Annotated in this window: 15 protein-coding genes; 3 read left to right on the forward strand and 12 right to left on the reverse strand. The window is 68.0% G+C overall.

Translation table 11 applies throughout. The annotated features are described in order from the left end of the window. Positions 1 to 283: 283 nt before the first annotated feature. The 8 genes from CA982_RS08590 to CA982_RS08625 are packed head-to-tail and all read right to left on the reverse strand — an operon-like array spanning position 284 to position 9058. Positions 284 to 1285, reverse strand: coding sequence for a 2-hydroxyacid dehydrogenase (locus CA982_RS08590; protein ID WP_086534927.1), 1002 nt, complete (start codon positions 1283 to 1285; stop codon positions 284 to 286). 6 nt (positions 1286 to 1291) lie between these two features. Beyond that, positions 1292 to 2650 carry an enolase C-terminal domain-like protein gene (locus CA982_RS08595; protein WP_086534928.1) on the reverse strand — a complete coding sequence of 453 codons (1359 nt, stop codon included), beginning with the start codon at positions 2648 to 2650 and terminating at the stop codon, positions 1292 to 1294. 20 nt (positions 2651 to 2670) lie between these two features. Beyond that, a complete protein-coding gene (locus CA982_RS08600; protein ID WP_086534929.1) occupies positions 2671 to 3390 on the reverse strand; it encodes a sulfite exporter TauE/SafE family protein in 720 nt (239 codons plus the stop codon). 31 nt (positions 3391 to 3421) lie between these two features. Continuing rightward, a complete protein-coding gene (locus tag CA982_RS08605) occupies positions 3422 to 4501 on the reverse strand; it encodes an ABC transporter ATP-binding protein (protein WP_244176180.1) in 1080 nt (359 codons plus the stop codon). Further along, entirely contained in the window at positions 4494 to 5513 is a 1020-nt protein-coding gene (locus tag CA982_RS08610) for an ABC transporter ATP-binding protein (protein WP_086534930.1), read from the reverse strand. The genes CA982_RS08605 and CA982_RS08610 overlap by 8 nt, the downstream gene beginning before the upstream one ends. Continuing rightward, a complete protein-coding gene (locus CA982_RS08615) occupies positions 5510 to 6508 on the reverse strand; it encodes an ABC transporter permease (RefSeq protein WP_086534931.1) in 999 nt (332 codons plus the stop codon). The genes CA982_RS08610 and CA982_RS08615 overlap by 4 nt, the downstream gene beginning before the upstream one ends. 31 nt (positions 6509 to 6539) lie before the next feature. Beyond that, entirely contained in the window at positions 6540 to 7466 is a 927-nt protein-coding gene (locus CA982_RS08620) for an ABC transporter permease (RefSeq protein WP_086534932.1), read from the reverse strand. A gap of 17 nt (positions 7467 to 7483) precedes the next feature. Next, complete coding sequence (locus CA982_RS08625; protein WP_086534933.1) at positions 7484 to 9058, reverse strand: ABC transporter substrate-binding protein; 1575 nt, start codon at positions 9056 to 9058, stop codon at positions 7484 to 7486. 370 nt (positions 9059 to 9428) lie between these two features. Between CA982_RS08625 and CA982_RS08630 the strand changes: the two genes are divergently transcribed. Beyond that, positions 9429 to 10466 carry a 2-hydroxyacid dehydrogenase gene (locus CA982_RS08630; protein WP_086534934.1) on the forward strand — a complete coding sequence of 346 codons (1038 nt, stop codon included), beginning with the start codon at positions 9429 to 9431 and terminating at the stop codon, positions 10464 to 10466. After that, positions 10466 to 10861: a universal stress protein gene (locus tag CA982_RS08635; RefSeq protein WP_086534935.1), complete on the forward strand. Its 396-nt coding sequence runs from the start codon at positions 10466 to 10468 to the stop codon at positions 10859 to 10861. Before CA982_RS08630 ends, CA982_RS08635 begins: the two co-directional genes overlap by 1 nt. 122 nt (positions 10862 to 10983) lie before the next feature. On the opposite strand, the gene CA982_RS08640 is transcribed toward CA982_RS08635, so the two are convergent. The 4 genes from CA982_RS08640 to CA982_RS08655 all read right to left on the reverse strand — a co-directional run bounded on the left by CA982_RS08640 (position 10984) and on the right by CA982_RS08655 (position 15908). Continuing rightward, positions 10984 to 11877 carry a LysR family transcriptional regulator gene (locus tag CA982_RS08640; RefSeq protein ID WP_086534936.1) on the reverse strand — a complete coding sequence of 298 codons (894 nt, stop codon included), beginning with the start codon at positions 11875 to 11877 and terminating at the stop codon, positions 10984 to 10986. A gap of 115 nt (positions 11878 to 11992) precedes the next feature. Continuing rightward, the gene (locus CA982_RS08645) at positions 11993 to 13333 is read right to left on the reverse strand and encodes a glucarate dehydratase family protein (protein ID WP_244176181.1); all 1341 of its coding nucleotides are present in this window, start codon (positions 13331 to 13333) and stop codon (positions 11993 to 11995) included. A gap of 6 nt (positions 13334 to 13339) precedes the next feature. Next, positions 13340 to 14272 (reverse strand): 5-dehydro-4-deoxyglucarate dehydratase, encoded by a 933-nt coding sequence (locus CA982_RS08650; protein ID WP_086534937.1) that lies wholly within the window; start codon positions 14270 to 14272, stop codon positions 13340 to 13342. A gap of 25 nt (positions 14273 to 14297) precedes the next feature. Beyond that, positions 14298 to 15908: an aldehyde dehydrogenase (NADP(+)) gene (locus CA982_RS08655; RefSeq protein ID WP_086534938.1), complete on the reverse strand. Its 1611-nt coding sequence runs from the start codon at positions 15906 to 15908 to the stop codon at positions 14298 to 14300. 419 nt (positions 15909 to 16327) lie between these two features. Here CA982_RS08655 and CA982_RS08660 point away from each other — a divergent pair, with 419 nt between their 5' ends. After that, positions 16328 to 16927: a DUF8020 domain-containing protein gene (locus CA982_RS08660; protein WP_086534939.1), complete on the forward strand. Its 600-nt coding sequence runs from the start codon at positions 16328 to 16330 to the stop codon at positions 16925 to 16927. Positions 16928 to 17205 lie beyond the last annotated feature (278 nt).

Genomic DNA, 17205 nt, shown 5'->3' on the forward strand with positions numbered 1-17205 from the left:
GAGCGAGCTTGCGACGTCACCCCGCCCCCTGAGGAGCGAGCTTGCGAGCGTCACGAAGGGTCTTGGTGAGAGGCGTGGCAGACCCTTCGTGACGCGCCCTCCGCAAGCTCCGGACGCTCCTCAGGGAGCAGTGGGACCGCGGCCCTCCGCAAGCTCCGGACGCTCCTCAGGGAACGGTCGGTGACGCGGCGCCTCCGCAAGCTCCGGACGCTCCTCAGGGACCAACCGGGCCACCGCTTGCACTCCTGATTTCACGAGCAGAGGAAATCTGCCCTCGTCGCGATCAGGGTGGTGTGACCACGCGCAGGATGTCTCGCCCGGCCAGCAGCCGGGAGATGTTGTCGGTGACGTCGCGCACCCGGCCGACGAAGGTGTCGCGTGTGACCCCCGAGATGTGCGGGGTCATCAGGACATTCGGCAGCTCGGCGAACGGCAGGTCCGACGGTGCCGCCTCGTCACCCGCGGTCGGATAGCGGTACCAGACGTCGATCGCGGCCCCGCCGATCACTCCGTCGCGCAATGCCTCGAACAGATCCTGTTCGACCACGAGCGGGCCGCGGCCCACGTTCACCAGCACACCCGACGGCCCGAGCCTGCGCAGGTGTGCGGCATCGATCATGCCGGTGGTGCTCGGCGTCAGCGGCGCGGAGACGACCACGACGTCGGACTCCGTCATCAGGCGGCCGAGATCGGCGGTGTCACCGTGCCATTCGAGTCCGGAATCGTCGGCCACCCGGCCGGACCCAGTCACCGCACAGGCCCGCGCGCCGAATGCGCCCAGCAGGTCCGCGGTCCGCCGGCCGATGTGGCCGAAACCGACGTAACCGACCATGGCCCCGCGGAGGGTCTGGGGTTGCGGCACGCCGTCGCGATAGACCGCCGACGCCCACACCCCCTGCCGCAGAGCCGCGTGCTGGACGAGCAGGTCTCGGCGCACCGCCACCACCGCGGCGGCAATGTACTCGGCGATCGAGTCCTCGTGGTGAAATGTGTTGGCCACCAGGGTGTGCTTGGGGAGATCGTCGAAACTCACCTTGTCGGTACCGGCACCGCCGGTGAGCACCAGCCGCAGCCGCGAACCCGCGCGAGCCATCGACGGGGTCACCCGACCGCCGATGTAGACATCGGCGTCGGACAGATCCGCCACGAGCGCGGCCTCGTCGAAGACCGCGTGCCAGGAGGTGTCCACGCCGACCGGCAAGAGGCTCTCCAACAACTCGCGGTGAGGTGCGAAGTTGCGTTCGCCCACCACGACCTTCAGACCATGATTGCGCGATTCCGCCACGACGTCTCAGCTCCGCACGAGTGCGGGCCGTTTGCTGTCGAAGGTCCAGTCCGGGATCAGGAACTGCATTCCGATCGCGTCGTCCCGGGCGCCGAGCCCTTCGGTGCGGTACAGCTGGTGGGCGGCGTCCACCTGCTCCATGTCGAGTTCGACGCCGAGTCCTGGCCGGTCGGGAATCGTGAGGTGACCGTCGACGATCTCGTACGGCTCGGTCGTGAGGCGCTGTCCGTCCTGCCAGATCCAGTGGGTGTCGATCGCGGTGATCTCGCCCGGCGCGGCAGCGGCCACATGCGTGAACATGGCCAGCGACACGTCGAAGTGGTTGTTGGAGTGCGAACCCCACGTGAGCCCCCAGGCATCACACAGTTGCGCGACGCGCACCGAGCCGGCCATGGTCCAGAAGTGCGGGTCGGCCAGCGGGATGTCGACCGCGTTCGTCCGGATCGTGTGTCCCAGTTCGCGCCAGTCGGTGGCGATCATGTTGGTCGCCGTCGGCAGCCCGGTCGCGCGTTTGAACTCGGCCATCACCTCACGACCGGAGAACCGTCCCTCCGGCCCCACCGGGTCCTCAGCATAGGCGACCACATCGCGCAGCCGTCCACCGATGCGGATCGCTTCGTCGAGCAGCCAGCCGCCATTGGGGTCGAGCGTCACCCGCGCCGTGGGGAAGCGCTCGGCGAGCGCCGTGACCACGTCGGCCTCCTCGTCGGGCGACAGCACGCCGCCCTTCAGCTTCAAATCAGCGAAGCCGTAGCGCTTCTGGGCGGCCTCGGCGAGGGCGACCACACCGTCGGCGTCGAGAGCCTCTTGGTGGCGCAGGCGCATCCAGTCGTCGGTCTCGTCGGCACCGTCGACATAGTCCAGCGTTGTCCTGGTGCGGTCCCCTACGAAGAACAGGTAGCCGAGCGCGGCCACCCGGTCTCGTTGCTGTCCCTCGCCGAGCAGCGCCGCCACCGGCACACGGAGGTGCTGGCCGAGGAGATCCAACAGCGCTGATTCGACGGCGGTGACCGCGTGGATCGTGACGCGCTGGTCGAAGGTCTGATCTCCGCGCCCGCCCCGGTCGCGGTCGGCGAAGGTGCGCCGGATGTCCTGCAGGACGGCGTTGTACTCACCGATTCCGCGTCCCTCGACGATCGGCCGGGCATCGTCGAGGGTGGTGCGGATCGGTTCGCCGCCCGGGACCTCGCCGACACCCTGATTGCCGTCGGAGTCGGTGAGGACCACCAGGTTGCGCGTGAAGAAGGGCGCGTGCGCGCCGGAGAGGTTGAGCAACATGCTGTCCCGGCCGGCGACGGGGATCACCCGCATCTCGGTGACGACCGGGGTCGTCGTGGCGGACGGCGTCGGAGTCGCTGTCGTCATGGTTGGTCCTTTCGAGAGTGTCAGAAGAAGAGCTGCTGGCCGATGAGCAGGGCCGCGCCGATGGCCGACACGGTGATCGACACGATGCGCAACCGGTTCCGATCGAGCAGCCGGTTGACGAAACGAGACGCGACGAAGCCGAGGACGACGATCGGTGTCAGTGCGACGAAGGCCCAGAGGATCTCCGCGCGGAGACTGCCGGTCGCCGCCAGGGCGGCCAGCGACATCAGACTCCCGACGAGGAAGAACGCACTCATGTTGCTGCGAACATGTGCGCTCTCCTCGCCGGAGTACACCAGTGCCATGGGTGGGCCGCCGATGGACGTTGCCGTGCCGAGTAATCCGGACGCGGCTCCCGCAGTCGCCAGGTTGCGGCGCACGGGCGCCGGCCGCCATCCGACCGACGCGACCGCCACCCCGCCGAGCACGACGGCGGCCAGCAGCAGCGACAGCCCGCGGGTCGGTAGCCACACCAGTAGCAGGGCGCCGGCGATGGTTCCGGGCACTCGGCCGATCAGGGCCCACCCGGTACCGCGCAGGTCCAGGCTCCCCCGCTCGCGGATCACGACCAGCAAGGTCACGGTCGTCGCGGAGGCGATCAGCATGCCGGGAAGCAGCGTCGGCGCCACCAGCGCGACAACCGGCGCGGCGAGCATGCCCATCCCGAAGCCGATCGACGCCTGCATGCAGGACGCCAGGAACACGGCGACGGCGATGATCACGCATGCCACGACGCTCACGCGAGCAGGGTATCCATGCTGTCCGGCGCGCTCATGCCGCCGGGGCGGGCATACCCAGTCCGACCCGCCCGCGTGGGTGGTAGCACTCGGCGACGTGCCCGGGCTCGTGCTGATCCGTGACCGCCGGCGGCAGAGCGGTCGCGCAGACGTCGGTGGCATGGGCACAGCGCGTTCGGAACCGGCAGCCCGACGGCGGGTTGAGCGGCGAGGGCACCTCACCGCTGAGAAGGATCCGCTCACGGCGGTTCTCGGCGTCGAGCGTGGGAGCCGCAGACATCAGTGCCTCGGTGTACGGATGCGCGGGATGGTCGAAGACGGCCTCGGTGCTGCCCGTCTCGACGATCCGGCCCAGGTACATCACCGCGACCCGATCGGCCACATGACGGACCACGGACAGGTCGTGCGAGATGAAGATGTAGGAGATGTCGAGTTCCTGCTGGAGTTCGTTGAGCAGGTTCAGCACCTGTGCCTGTACCGAGAGATCCAGGGCCGAGACCGGCTCGTCGCAGATGATCACCTCGGGATCGAGAGCGAGCGCGCGGGCGATCCCCAGTCGTTGGCGCTGACCGCCGGAGAACTCCTGCGGACTGCGGTGTTCGTCGCTCGGCCGCAGCCCGACGAGGTGCAGCAGTTCACGCACCCGAGCGGCCCGGTCTCGCTTGCGCGGGTACAGATCCCGGTGGGTGCGCCAGGGCTCGCCGATGATCTCGGCCGCCGTCATCCGGTTGTTCAGCGAGGCATACGGATCCTGGAACACCATCTGCACCTTGCGACGCAGGGCGAGCAGGTCCTTGCCCTTGAGTCGGTAGGGGTCGGTGCCGTCCCAGCGGACGGTACCGGTGTCGGGGCGCTCGAGCATCATCAGTGTCCGAGCGAGAGTGGACTTCCCGCAACCGGATTCGCCGACCAGACCGAGCGTCTCGCCACGACGGAGTTCGAGATCGATCCCGTCGAGTGCCCGCAGTTGCTTGCGGCCGCCCTTCCCGGACACCGCGAACGTCTTGCCGACGTCGCGCACCTCGAGGACCCGGCTGGCGCCGAGTGACGCCTCGCCTTGTCCGGCGCTGTCCGTGGTCGAGGTCGTGGCGAACCTCGTCGTGGTCTCAGGCATTGTCGATCTCCTCCGAGAAGTGGCACGCGGCGGCACGGCCGGCGCCGGTGGCCGTCAGCGTCGGGCGTTCCTGGACGCACTGTGCCCGAGCCAGCGGGCACCGCGCCTGGTAGACGCACCCCCTCGGGATGGAGTGCAGGTCGGGCGGGGTTCCGCCGATCGACTTGAGGTCGGCGCCGCGCTCGGCACTGACGGGCACCGAATCGAGGAGTCCCTTGGTGTACGGGTGTTTCGGACTGCCGAAGACCTCGGCCACCGGTCCGGTCTCGACGACGTTGCCGGCGTACATGATCGCGACGCGGTCGGCCTGCTCGGCGACGAGCGCGAGATCGTGGGTGATCAGGACGACCGCCATGTCGTGCTCGGTGCGGAGTCGACCCAGCAAGGCCATGATCTGAGCCTGCACCGTCACGTCGAGCGCGGTGGTGGGCTCGTCGGCGAGCAGCACCTTGGGACTCAGCGCGACCGCCATCGCGATCAGCAGACGCTGCCGCATGCCGCCCGAGAACTGGTGGGGATAGGAGTCGACCCGGGACTCCGGTTCCGGGATGCCGACGTGACGCATGAGCTCGATCGCCTCGAGACGGGCCTTCTTCCTCGACATCCGGCGGTGGATGCGGAACGGTTCGGCGAGCTGGGTGCCGACCGGATACACCGGGTTGAGTGCGGTCAGCGCGTCCTGGAACACGATCGCGAGTTCGGTGCCGGCGACGTCTCGCCGCTTCGACGGTGACGCGGAGACCAGGTCGACGGAGTCGAGGGTGATCGACCCGTCGGACACCGAGGCGATCGGGTCGAGCAGGCCGACGAGCGCCTGTGCGGTCATCGACTTACCGCACCCCGATTCGCCCAGGAGCGCGAGGGTCTCGCCGCGACGGGCGCGGAAGGAGACGTGATCGACGGCGCGGACGGTGCCGGTGGGGGTCCGCAGATCGACGGTCAGGTCGACGACGTCGAGTGCGATCCGATCGTCGGTGCCGGCGGCGGGCCGGTCGAGGGCAGGAGCACTCATCGCAGCGCCTTTCGTGAGGAGAAGAACCGCTTGCGCGCGTTCGGGGTGGTCAGTCGCCACCGCTGTCCGGGATCGGTCGCGATGCGCGCCCACGCGGCCAGCATCGTGGCCGACACGGTCGTGATGACGATGGCCAGGCCGGGGAAGAAGGACAGCCACCACGCTGTCTGCAGGTAGGTGCGGCCCTGCGACACCATCAGTCCCCAGCTGATGTCGGGCGGCTGGATGCCGATGCCGAGGAACGACAGCGACGACTCGGCGAGCATCACGTAGCAGAAGTCGAGCGTGGCGACGGTGAGCAGCGTGGGCAGCAGGATCGGCAACACGTGCCCGCGGAGGATCGCACCACTGCTCGCGCCGAATGTCCGTGCCGCGTCGACGAACACACGGCTCTGCAGTTCGGCGGATTCGGCGCGTGCAGTGCGCAGGTAGATCGGGATGCGGGTGATCGCCAGCACCGCGATGATGTTGGCGGCGCTCGGCGAGAACACATACAGGATCACGACGGCGAGCAGCAGGGACGGGAAGCTCATGATGACGTCGGCGATGCGCATCGCCGTGGTCTCCCGCCAGCCGCGGTGGTAGCCGGCCCACATGCCGATCGCCGAGCCGACGACGCACGAGATGATCACCGCAGGCAGGGAGACCATCAACGTTGTCTGACACGCGACGATGAGTCGGGCGAGCATGCTGCGGCCGAGCGGGTCGGTGCCCAGGATGTTCATCCAGCCCGTGTCCAGGTTGAACGGCGGCAGATTCGACTCGTCGAGGTTCTGGTCGGTGGCGGCGTCGCCGACGAGCCACGGACCGAATATCGCGGTGAGCAGGACCAGGGTCAGGATGCCCGCCGCGACGGTCGCGAACTTGTCGCGGAACAGCAACCGCCACAAGGGCAGCTGGCCGGCGGGAACCTTCTTGGTGGCGACGGAGTCGCCGGTGATGTCGGTCGAGGCGACGGGACTCGTCGTGTCGACGGGATCGGTGACGATGGACATGGTGTCAGTACTCCTCGATGGTCGCCGGCGCCTAGACCGTGGCCTTGTCACGAACGCGTGGGTCCAGCAGTGCCAGGCCCGCGTCGATGACGATGTTCAGGATGAAGATGCTGATGGCGGTGAGGAGCACCGCTGCCTGCAGAACCGCGAAGTCGCGCTGCAGAATCGAGTCGATCATCAGCTTGCCGATGCCGGGCCATCCGAAGATGGCCTCGACGATGACCGCACCGTTGATGAGGCCGACCGCGAGGTCGCCTGCGACGGTGAGGGCAGGGGCGGCCGCATTGCGCAGGGCGTGATGGGTGACGATCCGCAGATCCCCCGCCCCCTTGCTCCGCGCCACCTTGACGTAGGGAGCCGACAGCGCAGAGACCATGGCACCGCGCACGACCTGGGTGAGCACGCCGAGTGGCCGGATCATGAGGGTTGCAATGGGGAGGACCCAGGCCAGCATCCCACCGGTACCCGACGTCGGCAGCCAGCCGAATACGACTGCGAAGATCCAGATCCCGGTGATCGCGAACCAGAAGTCGGGGACGCTGGCCGCGGTCATCGACAGCAGGCTCGAGAACCGGTCGGCGAGCGAGTTCGGCCGGTAGGCCGCCCAGCAGCCGATGATGATCGAACCGAGGATCGACAACACCAGCGTGACGAAGGCGAGCTGCAGGGTGGCCGGAAATGCCCGCAAGGCCATGCCTGCCGCCTCCTGACCCGTCTTGAGGGACTCACCGAAGTCGAGATGGAAGACGCCGGCGAGGTAATCGGTCATCTGTTGCCAGATCGGCTTGTCGAGACCGTTCGCCGCCGCGAACTCGGCACGCTGGTCCGGGGTCGCGGAGACGGGCAGGTAGAGATTGGTGGGGTCGCCGGTCAGCCGAGCCATGAAGAACACGCCGAACAAGACGATGATCAGCGGGATCAGGCTGGTGAACATCCGGCGCCGGAGGAAGGTGAGCATCGGTCATCGCCTCTGTTTCAGTCGTTCTGGGCTGGCGCGTGGGTCATCTCGGCGAGACGCATTTCGTCGCCGGTGGCCGAATTGGGCTGGTAGGCAACACGGCTCGCTTTCGCGAGGACGGCTTGCATATGTGCGATGTAGGCGTACTGCCGGATCTCGCGCGGCTCGGCGGCCAGGACGGCGGCAAGCGCGTTCTGGCGTGCGGCTCCGGTCAGCGCCTCGGCCGAGCGGATCTGCTCGTCGTAGGCCGGAGTGCCGTACGTGCTCTGGTAACCGTCGGACAGCATGTACTGGTCCAGGGTGAACTGGGTGTCACCAGCCTGGTTGCCGTGCATGATCATCAGCAGCACCGGACCTGAACCGGGCACGAAAGGCCTTGTCTGATATTGCATCTGGCCGGACGTGTCCATCATCTCGATCTTGACGTCCAGACCGATCTTGCTGAGCGTGAACTGGAGGTTCTCGATGGTCTCGTTGATCTTGGGGAACTGACCGGTGCGGCCGATGAGCCGGATGGTCCGGTCGACAGGCACCCCGTCTGCCCGTGCTTCGTCGACCAGCTCTCTCGCACGGTCGAGGTCGTAGGGCGTCGGGGTGAGCCGATCGTTGTACCCGACGATGCCCTTGCCGACCAGCTGTGCCGCGGGGATGCCGAGGCCCTGGAACAGCGCGTCGACGATGCCGTCCCGGTTGACGGAGAGGTCGATGGCCTCGCGCACCCGGTAGTCGTTCAGAGGCGCGTCGGTGGCCTGCATACGCAGCGCCGTCGTCTCGTTGTTGGTGTAGGCGATCCCGAGGTCGCCGGCCCCGTCTTCGGGGCCGAGCGATGTGGCGACATCCGCCTCGTCGTTGGTGACCATCGCGGCCCGGACGCTGCCTTCGCTGCGCCACTGATACACCGCGCGGGTGAACTCGGGGGCATCGCCGTGATAGTTGGGATTCGCCGTGAGCGCGACCCGCTGTCCGGAGTCCCAGAAGTCGACCATGTAGGGTCCGGTCCCGATCGGGACCCGCACCTTGTCATCGTCGACGGTGGTGCGCGGGACGATCTCGATGAAGGACAGGCGCAGCGGAAGGATCGGGTCGGGGGTCTCCGTGCGGACCTCGATGGTGTTCGGGTCGACCACGGTCACCTCGCGGGTGCTGTCGTCGAAGACATAGCCGTTGACGTCGCAGCCGATCGCCCCGTTGAACGTGCGTCGGATGGAGAACGCGGCATCCTCGGCGTCGAACGGTTGCCCGTTGCTGAATCGGATACCCGTGGCCGTGGTGAGGCGCCAGACATCCGGTTGCACCTGGGTCCACTCGGTCGCCAGACTCGGCTCGAGTGCGCCGCTGCTCGGATTTCGTTCGATCAGCGGCTCGGTGATGTTGGACCGCACGACGACGCCGGTCGCCGTGAGCGAGGCGTCGCAGGGTTCCAGGGTGGGCGGCTCTTGGGGCAGGACGATGCGCAGGGTGTCCGGGGAAGCGCTCTCACTGGCGGTCGTGTTGGCGACGCTGCAACCGCCGGCCGCGAGAACGGCCACCGCGGACAGGGCCAGCAGGCACCCGGCGGGGCGCTTCCGGGATCGCAGGACTGCGATCAGCATGGGGACCTCCGTTGAGAGAAAGACTGCGAGTGATCTCGCGGTGGGCTCGACCGCGTTTGTGACGGTAGACACACGCTATGAGCGTCGGAATGACGGCGTCAACAGCGCAAAAGCCCAGGAAACGGCGGTTTCGGCGGGTTTTTGCCCCACCCGGAATGCACCCGAGTCGGCCCCCGGATCGCCAGAAAGGGCCGCTGACCTGACCGTTCTCCGCTCCGACGTTCCGCCTTCCGAATCGACGGCGCCAGATCCATACTGTTTGAGTATCGATCCATGTTATTTGCGTGTTGGACAGGTATCCGTGGGCGCTTCTAGCGTGGAACGCATCCACCGAAGGACCGGCTGTGTCCTGCACTCCTGGAGGTCAATCATGACGAGCAGTTCGGCCGGAACCACGACCGCACCGGAAACCGTTGCACCAGAGACTTTGTCGCTAGAGCGCGGCTCCGTGCTGCGCGTGGGCCCCCTCAAACCCTCGCTCGAGGAGCGCCTCGCCGACACCTATGGCGCCGAGCGGCTACCCGACGACGAGACGCGGGCCTCCTTCCTCGACCGCTCCGCCGATGCGGTGACCGCGGTCGTGACCTCCGGGCGGACCGGGGTCGACGCCGACCTGATGGCCGCGCTGCCCAACCTCGGGGCCATCGTCCACTTCGGCGTCGGATACGACACCACGGACATCGCCCGGGCACGTGAACTCGGCATCGGTGTCAGCAACACCCCGGACGTCCTCACCGACTGCGTCGCCGACACCGCCGTCGGACTGCTGCTCGACACGATGCGCGGATTCTCCGCGGCCGATCGGTTCGTCCGCGCCGGGCGCTGGCCCCTCGAAGGCAACGTTCCGCTCACCCGGAAGGTATCCGGCACCGACGTCGGCATCCTCGGGCTCGGCCGGATCGGCTCCGCCATCGCTCACCGCCTCGACGCCTTCGGCTGCCTCATCGCCTATCACAACCGCAGCCCGGTGGCAGAGGCCCCGTACCGCTATGCGGCGTCGCCGGCCGAGCTCGCCGCGCAGGCAGATGTGCTGATCGTGGCCGCCGCAGGCGGAGCGAACACACATCATCTCGTCGACCGGAACGTCCTCGAGGCGCTGGGCCCCGACGGCTTCCTGATCAACGTGGCCCGCGGCAGCGTCGTCGACGAGAGCGCGCTCGTCGACCTGCTGCAGCACGGCCGGCTGGCCGGCGCCGGCCTGGACGTGTTCGCACACGAGCCGGAGGTACCCGAAGCGCTGCTGTCCATGGACAACGTCGTGCTGCTCCCCCACCTGGCGAGCGGCACTGTCGAGACCCGAGCCGCCATGGAAGAACTCACCCTCGCCAACCTCGAGTCGTTCCTGCGGACCGGCGACCTGTCGACCCCGGTTGTCGCCCCGAATCCCGCACTGCGAAAGGCCGTCTGATGTCCGTCGTGCTCAGCTACCTCCCGACGCCCGAAGGTCGCGGCGCACTTCCGTTCGGCTTCGCCGAGGCCCGCATGCGTGGCACGGACGTCGTGGTCGTGGCGGATGGTGACAACGCCTCGTCGCCCGAATTCCTGGTCGACCTCGAGAACGCGCGCGACGTGGCCCAGGCCGGCGAGGTGGACTACCGCGTCGCCGAGAACGATCCGGGTCTGTCGCATGCCGATCAGCTCATCGACGCGTCGTACGACGACGCGGCAGAGCTCCTGGTGATCGGCCAGCGACGGCGTTCACCGGTCGGTAAACTGTTGACCGGCAGCGTGGTCCAGCGTGTGCTGCTCGACGCCCAGTGTCCGGTCGTCGCGGTCAAACCACCCGTACGCGCCGCAGTCTGACCGGGCCCCTCCGTCGCGGATCTCCGACGCACAGTCGACGGGATCCGACGCACGGTCGACGAAATCGGACGCACGGTCGACGGGATCCGACGCACAGTCGACGGGATCGGTGGAGGGCGCCGTCAGATCCACTCCCGTTCGGGGAGAACATCAGTCATCAACCGGGCGAGCGCCGGGTTGGCGTTGTCGGCGCGCCAGGCGATGTTCATCTGTACGGGCCGGTCGCGGATCGCGGTCACCTCTTTGAACACCACTCCGTCGGGGTGCATGGTCATCGCCGACTCCGGCACCAGTGCCATCCCCAGACCGGAATGCACCAGAACGAGCATGGTGTGCACCTGGGTGACGTACTGGACATAGCGCGGTGAGGCCCCGACCGCCGTGAAGGTGCTGATCAACAACTCGTTGAAGTACCGCGCGTCCGTGGGCGAATACATGATGACCGCCTGACCGTCGAAGTCCTCGATCGCCAGGTGCTCGACATCGGCGAACTCGTGGTCGGCGGGCAGCGCGGCGACCAACCGTTCATGATGCAGCGGACGAGAATTCACGCCCGGCCGAGAGATCGGCGGACGGACGATGCCGAGATCGAGGTCCCCGCGGACCAGGGCCTCCACCTGCGAGACGGTGACCATCTCCCGCAGCACCAGCCGCACGTCCGGCAGCTTCTCGCGGGCGGTCTGCATGAGCCGGGGCAACACCGCCCGCGCCGAGGCCCCGGTGAAACCGATGTTCACGGTCCCCAGATCGCCCGCCGGCACCCGTCGGACGGTCAGAGCCGCACCCTCGGCGAGCGCGACGATCCGCCGCGCGTCGGGCAGAAAGGCCGCGCCGGCCGCGGTGAGCGACACGGCCCGGCTGCTGCGCTCGATCAGCTGGACCCCGAGTTCGTGCTCCAGCTGTTGGATCTGCCGACTGAGCGGGGGTTGCGTCATGTGCAGTCGCTCGGCCGCCCGGCCGAAATGCAACTCCTCGGCGACCGCGATGAAGCAGGACAGGCGCGACAGAGAGAACATCGATCCACTTTCGGCATCGTCGCCCCGCGATTTGCGGGGTGGTGTGGATGACGCTAACCCACGGCGGCGGTGCTCGTCGGTATCTTCACCACCGCGGCGGTGCTCGTGGGTACGTTCACCACCGCGGGCTGGAGTTCACGAAGCCCGGATCGATGGACTGCATGTAACCGGTGTCGTCCCGATCTCGGATGCCGCAGTCGAGGTACTGCTGGTGCAGCGCCGCCAGCGACTCCTCGTCGAGTTCGACCCCCAGCCCCGGACCGGTCGGGACGGGCACCGCACCGTCGACGATGCGAAGGGCGCCCGGCTTGACCACATCCTCGGTCTTCCACGGCCAGTGGGTGTCACAGGCGTAGGTGAGATTGGGCGTCGCTGAGGCGAGATGCACCATCGCGGCCAGGCTGATGCCCAGGTGCGAGTTCGAATGCATCGACAGACCGAGTCCGAAGGTCTCACAGATGCCACCGAGTAGGCGCGATCTCTGCAGACCACCCCAGTAGTGGTGGTCGGACAGCACGACGGACACCGATCTCTTCCGCACCGCGGGTTCGAGATGGTCGAAGGCGACGACACACATGTTGGTCGCGAGCGGCATGGTCGCCCGCTCGGCGACCCGGGCCATCCCCTCGAGTCCGGGGGTCGGGTCCTCCAGATACTCGACGATGCCGTCCAACTCGGCTGCGACGCGCAACGAGGTCTCCACGGTCCACGCCGCATTGGGGTCCAGGCGCAGCGGCACGCCGGGGAACTCGGCGTGCAGCGCCTTGATCGCGGCGATCTCCTCGTCGGGGTCGAACACGCCGCCCTTGAGCTTGATCGCGGTGAACCCGTACCGGTCGATCATCCGGTGTGCCTGCCGGATCAAACCGCCCGGGTCGATCGCCTCGCCCCATCCGTCCGGGAGGCCGTTGGTACCGGCTGCGCCGGGGTGGGCCGCCCATTTGTAGAACAGATACGCACTGAACGGCACCTGGTCCCGCACGCGGCCACCCAGCAGGTCACTCACCGGACGACCAAGGGTCTTGCCCTGGATGTCCAGACAGGCGACCTCGAACGGCGAGAAGACCCGGTCGGTGGTGCTGGCCGTGGTGATCATCCCGGCCACCCCGTCGCCACCGGTCACCGCCAGCGTCGAGATCCGGGCGTCGATCGCGTCCCGGAGACGGTGGAGCGCAAAGACGTCGAGGCCGATGATCGCCTCGGCGGCGGCCTCCATCCGGGTGAGATGCGCGGTGTCGGCGTAGGTCTCGCCGAGTCCGCGCACGCCACCCGACGTCTCGATCACGATGATCGCCCGGAGTGCGTAGGGCTGGTGGACACCCACCGTGTTGAGCAGCGGCGGATCGACGAACGCGACCGGGGTGACGGTCACCTTCGTGATCGTGGTGTCGGTCCGCCGCGGACCGGCGACAGCGGTACGCGCAACCGGCGCGGCGTCGATCGTCTTCGTCGGCATGGCTACTCAGACCGCGGCCGGAGCGGCGAGCGCGGTTGCCAGGACCGCCCGGCCCGCGGCGGTGATCCGCTCGAGCTCGGCCTGATGCTCGGGCGTCGGCTGGACCAGCGGCGCACGCACCGGGCCCGCCTCGATCCCCTCCATCGTCACACCGTGCTTCACGAGTGCGACGGCGTATCCGGGGACGGTGTTGCGCAGACGGACCAAGGGATGGAAGAACTCTCGGAGCAGCGCCTCGGTCAGCTCGACGTCACCGGTCTCCAGCGAGTTGTAGAAGGCCAGGGCCAGTTCCGGGGCGAACGCGAACGTCGCCGACGAGTAGAGGGTGACACCGAGGGCGCGGTAGGCCTGTTGCGTGATCTCGGCGGTGGGGAGTCCGTTGAAGAACAGGAATTCCTTCCTGTCGCCCAGCGCCTCCTTCACCGCGATCACGATGCGCGACACGTTGTCGAGGTCACCCGTGCCGTCCTTGAACCCGATGACGGTCGGCAGCTCGGCGACCTCGATCGCCGACTCCTCGTCGAAGACCGCGTTGCCACGGTTGTAGACGATCAGCGGCAGATCGGTGGCCGCGGCGACAGCTCGCGTGTACTCGGCGAGGCCGGCGGGCGGCATCGTCACCAGGTACGGCGGCAGCAGCAAGATGCCGTCGGCGCCATTGGCTTTCGCACTCACCGCGAACTCTTTGGCCTGCACGAGCGAGCCGCCGGCACCGGCGAACACCGGGACGCGGCCCGCGACGGTCTCGACCGCGCATCGGACGATCCGGCCGAATTCCTCGAGTCCGAGCGCGTGGAACTCGCCGGTGCCGCAGGCGACGAACACGCCGCCGGGGCCGGCCGCCACCCCACGATCAATGTGTTCGGCGAGGCGCCGGTAGTCCACCTCACCGCTGCTGTCGAAAGGTGTGACGGGAAAGAACAGGACGCCGTTGAGCATTGGGACTCCTTGAATGGGATGTGGTTCAGTCGCGGATGAGTTCGCCGTCGACACGGCGCCAGATGTGTTCGGGGTTGCCGTCGGCGATCGGTTGCGGCAGCAGAGCCGCCGGAACGTCCTGGTAGGCGACCGGGCGCAGGAATCGTTCGATGGCAAGCGACCCGACGCTGGTGGTTCGGCTGTCGGAGGTCGACGGATACGGTCCGCCGTGGACCATGGCGTGTCCGACCTCGACACCCGTCGGCCAACCATTGAAGAGGATTCGGCCGGCCTTGAGTTCCAGCGCCTCGAGGAGGCCGCGGGCATTCTCGTGGTCGGAGTCCGCGGCATGGACGGTCGCGGTGAGCTGGCCTTCGAGCTCGGCGGTCACCTCGCGCACCTGCTGCAGGTCCCGGCACCGCACGACGAGGCTCGACGACCCGAAGATCTCCTGCTGCAACGTCTCCGACGCGAGGAAGGTCTCGGCGTCGGTGCCGAAGAGCGCGGGCCGGCATGTATTCGGCCCGGTCGACTCCTCGGACCGAGCCAGAACGTCCGCGGCGGAGACGAATTCGTCCACCCCCGACGCATAGCTCGCAGCGATTCCCGGGGTCAGCATCGGCGTCGGCGTCGAGGAGGAGATCGCTTCGGCGGCCGCGGCGACGAAGGTGTCGAGGCCGGGGCCGTCGACGGCGATGACGAGACCGGGGTTGGTGCAGAACTGTCCCGACCCCATCGTCAGGGAGGCCACGAACGCACGGCCGAGGCCCGCCGCGTCGTCGCGGAGTGCACCGTCGAGCGGGAAGACGGGGTTGATCGAACTCATCTCCGCATACACCGGGATGGGTTCGGGTCGCGACGCGGCGGCGGCGACGAGAGCTGTGCCACCCGAACGTGATCCGGTGAAACCCACCGCCTTGATGCGCGGGTCGGTGACGAGCGCGATGCCGAGCTCGCGACCCGTGCCGTACAGCAGCGAGAACGTGCCCGCAGGCATACCGGTGGCGGCGATCGCATCGGTGATCAACCGTCCGACCAGTTCTGAGGTCCCGGGGTGGGCGTCGTGCGCCTTCACCACGACCGGGCACCCGGCCGCGAGCGCCGACGCGGTGTCGCCGCCGGCGACCGAGAACGCCAGCGGGAAGTTGCTGGCGCCGAACACCGCCACGGGACCGAGCGGAATCTTGCGCTGCCGGATGTCGGCACGCGGCAGTGGCGTGCGGTCCGGTCGCGCGGGGTCGATCCGCGCGCCGTGCCAGCTGCCCTCCCGCAGCACCGAGGCGAACAGACGCAGCTGACCCGACGTCCGTCCGACCTCGCCGGTGATCCGCGCGGCCGGGAGCCCGGTCTCGGCGACGGCGCGCTCCACCAGGACCTCGGTTGCGGCGTCGAGATTGTCGGCGATCGTCGAGAGGAAGTGCGCCCGGTCCTCGGACGAGGTGGCCCGGTACGGCCCGAAAGCAGTCGCCGCGGCCGCAGTGGCACGGACGACGTCGGTCTCGTTTCCGTGTGCGTAGGCCGGCAACAACCGCCCGCCGATGGTCGGGTCGATGCCATGGATGGCACTCCCGGAGCCGGTCACCCGTTCGCCGGCGATGATGAGCTGACCGGTGAGGTCTTGCGTGCTCAGCGGTGCGGGTCGGTGCGCAATGGTCATCGTGGTCCCATCCCTTGTGAGTTGGCGTCTGCCGAGGTGGCCGTACCGAGGTGGCGCCCCGAGCACGGTGTTGTCTGTCCGCGATGACTGCCACTGTCGGCGCCGGCCTCGCCCTGAGTTCGGCCTTGTCACGACCGTAGGTCCGGCCATCCATTCATGTCCAAGTCAATTACTGACGCCATCAATACACGTGCTGAATCGATGCAGATGGGTGACACGTCCGAGGATGGGCCGGCGCCCGCTTCCACGTGTCATCCGGACGATCCACGCCGGGGCTCATGCTTCACCGTCGACGACCCGTAGTGAGACAATCGCAGCGCCGAACCCGACATAACGCACATTCGCCGAGCCACGGTTTCTGTGCCGATCGTCGGACCGGGCACCCACCCCCCACTCGACGAAAGCGGAATCCAGAACCGATGAAGCGCATTCGCCTCCTCGCCGTCATGGCCCTGGCCATCTCGGCACTGACCATCTCCTTCGGCACCGCCAACGGCACCCCCGCACCTGCGGTGCCGTCCCACCACTCGATCGCCTCCGCCGACGGGACCTCCATCGTCTCCCAGTTGCGCAACGCGACATTCGTCGCGGGCGACCGGGAGCTCCAGGTCCTCGACGCGCGCGGACGGACCATCGAACGGATCGGGCTCGTGCTGCCGTTCGACGGGGCCGCGGTCCCGGTGCGGGCACAGGTCTCCGCCGATCGCACCCAGGCGACGTTCACGCCGATCCTCTCCCCCGAGGCGCGCGCTGCGATCGCGGCCGGCGTCCGCCCGGCATCGGCGAAGAAGGACCGGGCCTACCAGCAGATGATCTGGCACATCACCAACGGCTGGAACCGCGGCGGAAACGTCACGACCGCGATCGGCGCGCTCGCCGGCCTCGTCATCGGCTGCATCATCATCGTCGGCTGTGTCTGGGGCGCGGGCGTCGGCGCTGCCATCGGCGCGGTCATCGGCATCAACAACGGCGATCCCCGTGCCGGCCAGTCGATCCTGGACTGGATCAACACCCCGTAGCGGCACCGTCCTGCCCGATGCCCGCCGGGCATCGACCCGAATCCCCGATCCTTGTTTCCAGGGTCGGGGATTCTTTGTCCAGCCCAGAGCCCCCCGGCGAGCCCGCCGGCCTCCGATGGGATGGAGTTCACCGGCGTCGAGCACTGCGCACAGCCAACGGGAAACGACGCACAGTCAACGAAAATCGACGCACAGTCGACGAAGACTCCCGCTCACTCGTCGCTCGCTTTACAAATCAGCTCTAGTGTCTAGACAACAGACATTGACTCGGTTAATGT

Origin of the sequence: Gordonia lacunae, assembly GCF_002149015.1 — a bacterium.
Taxonomy (GTDB): Bacteria; Actinomycetota; Actinomycetes; order Mycobacteriales; family Mycobacteriaceae; genus Gordonia; species Gordonia lacunae.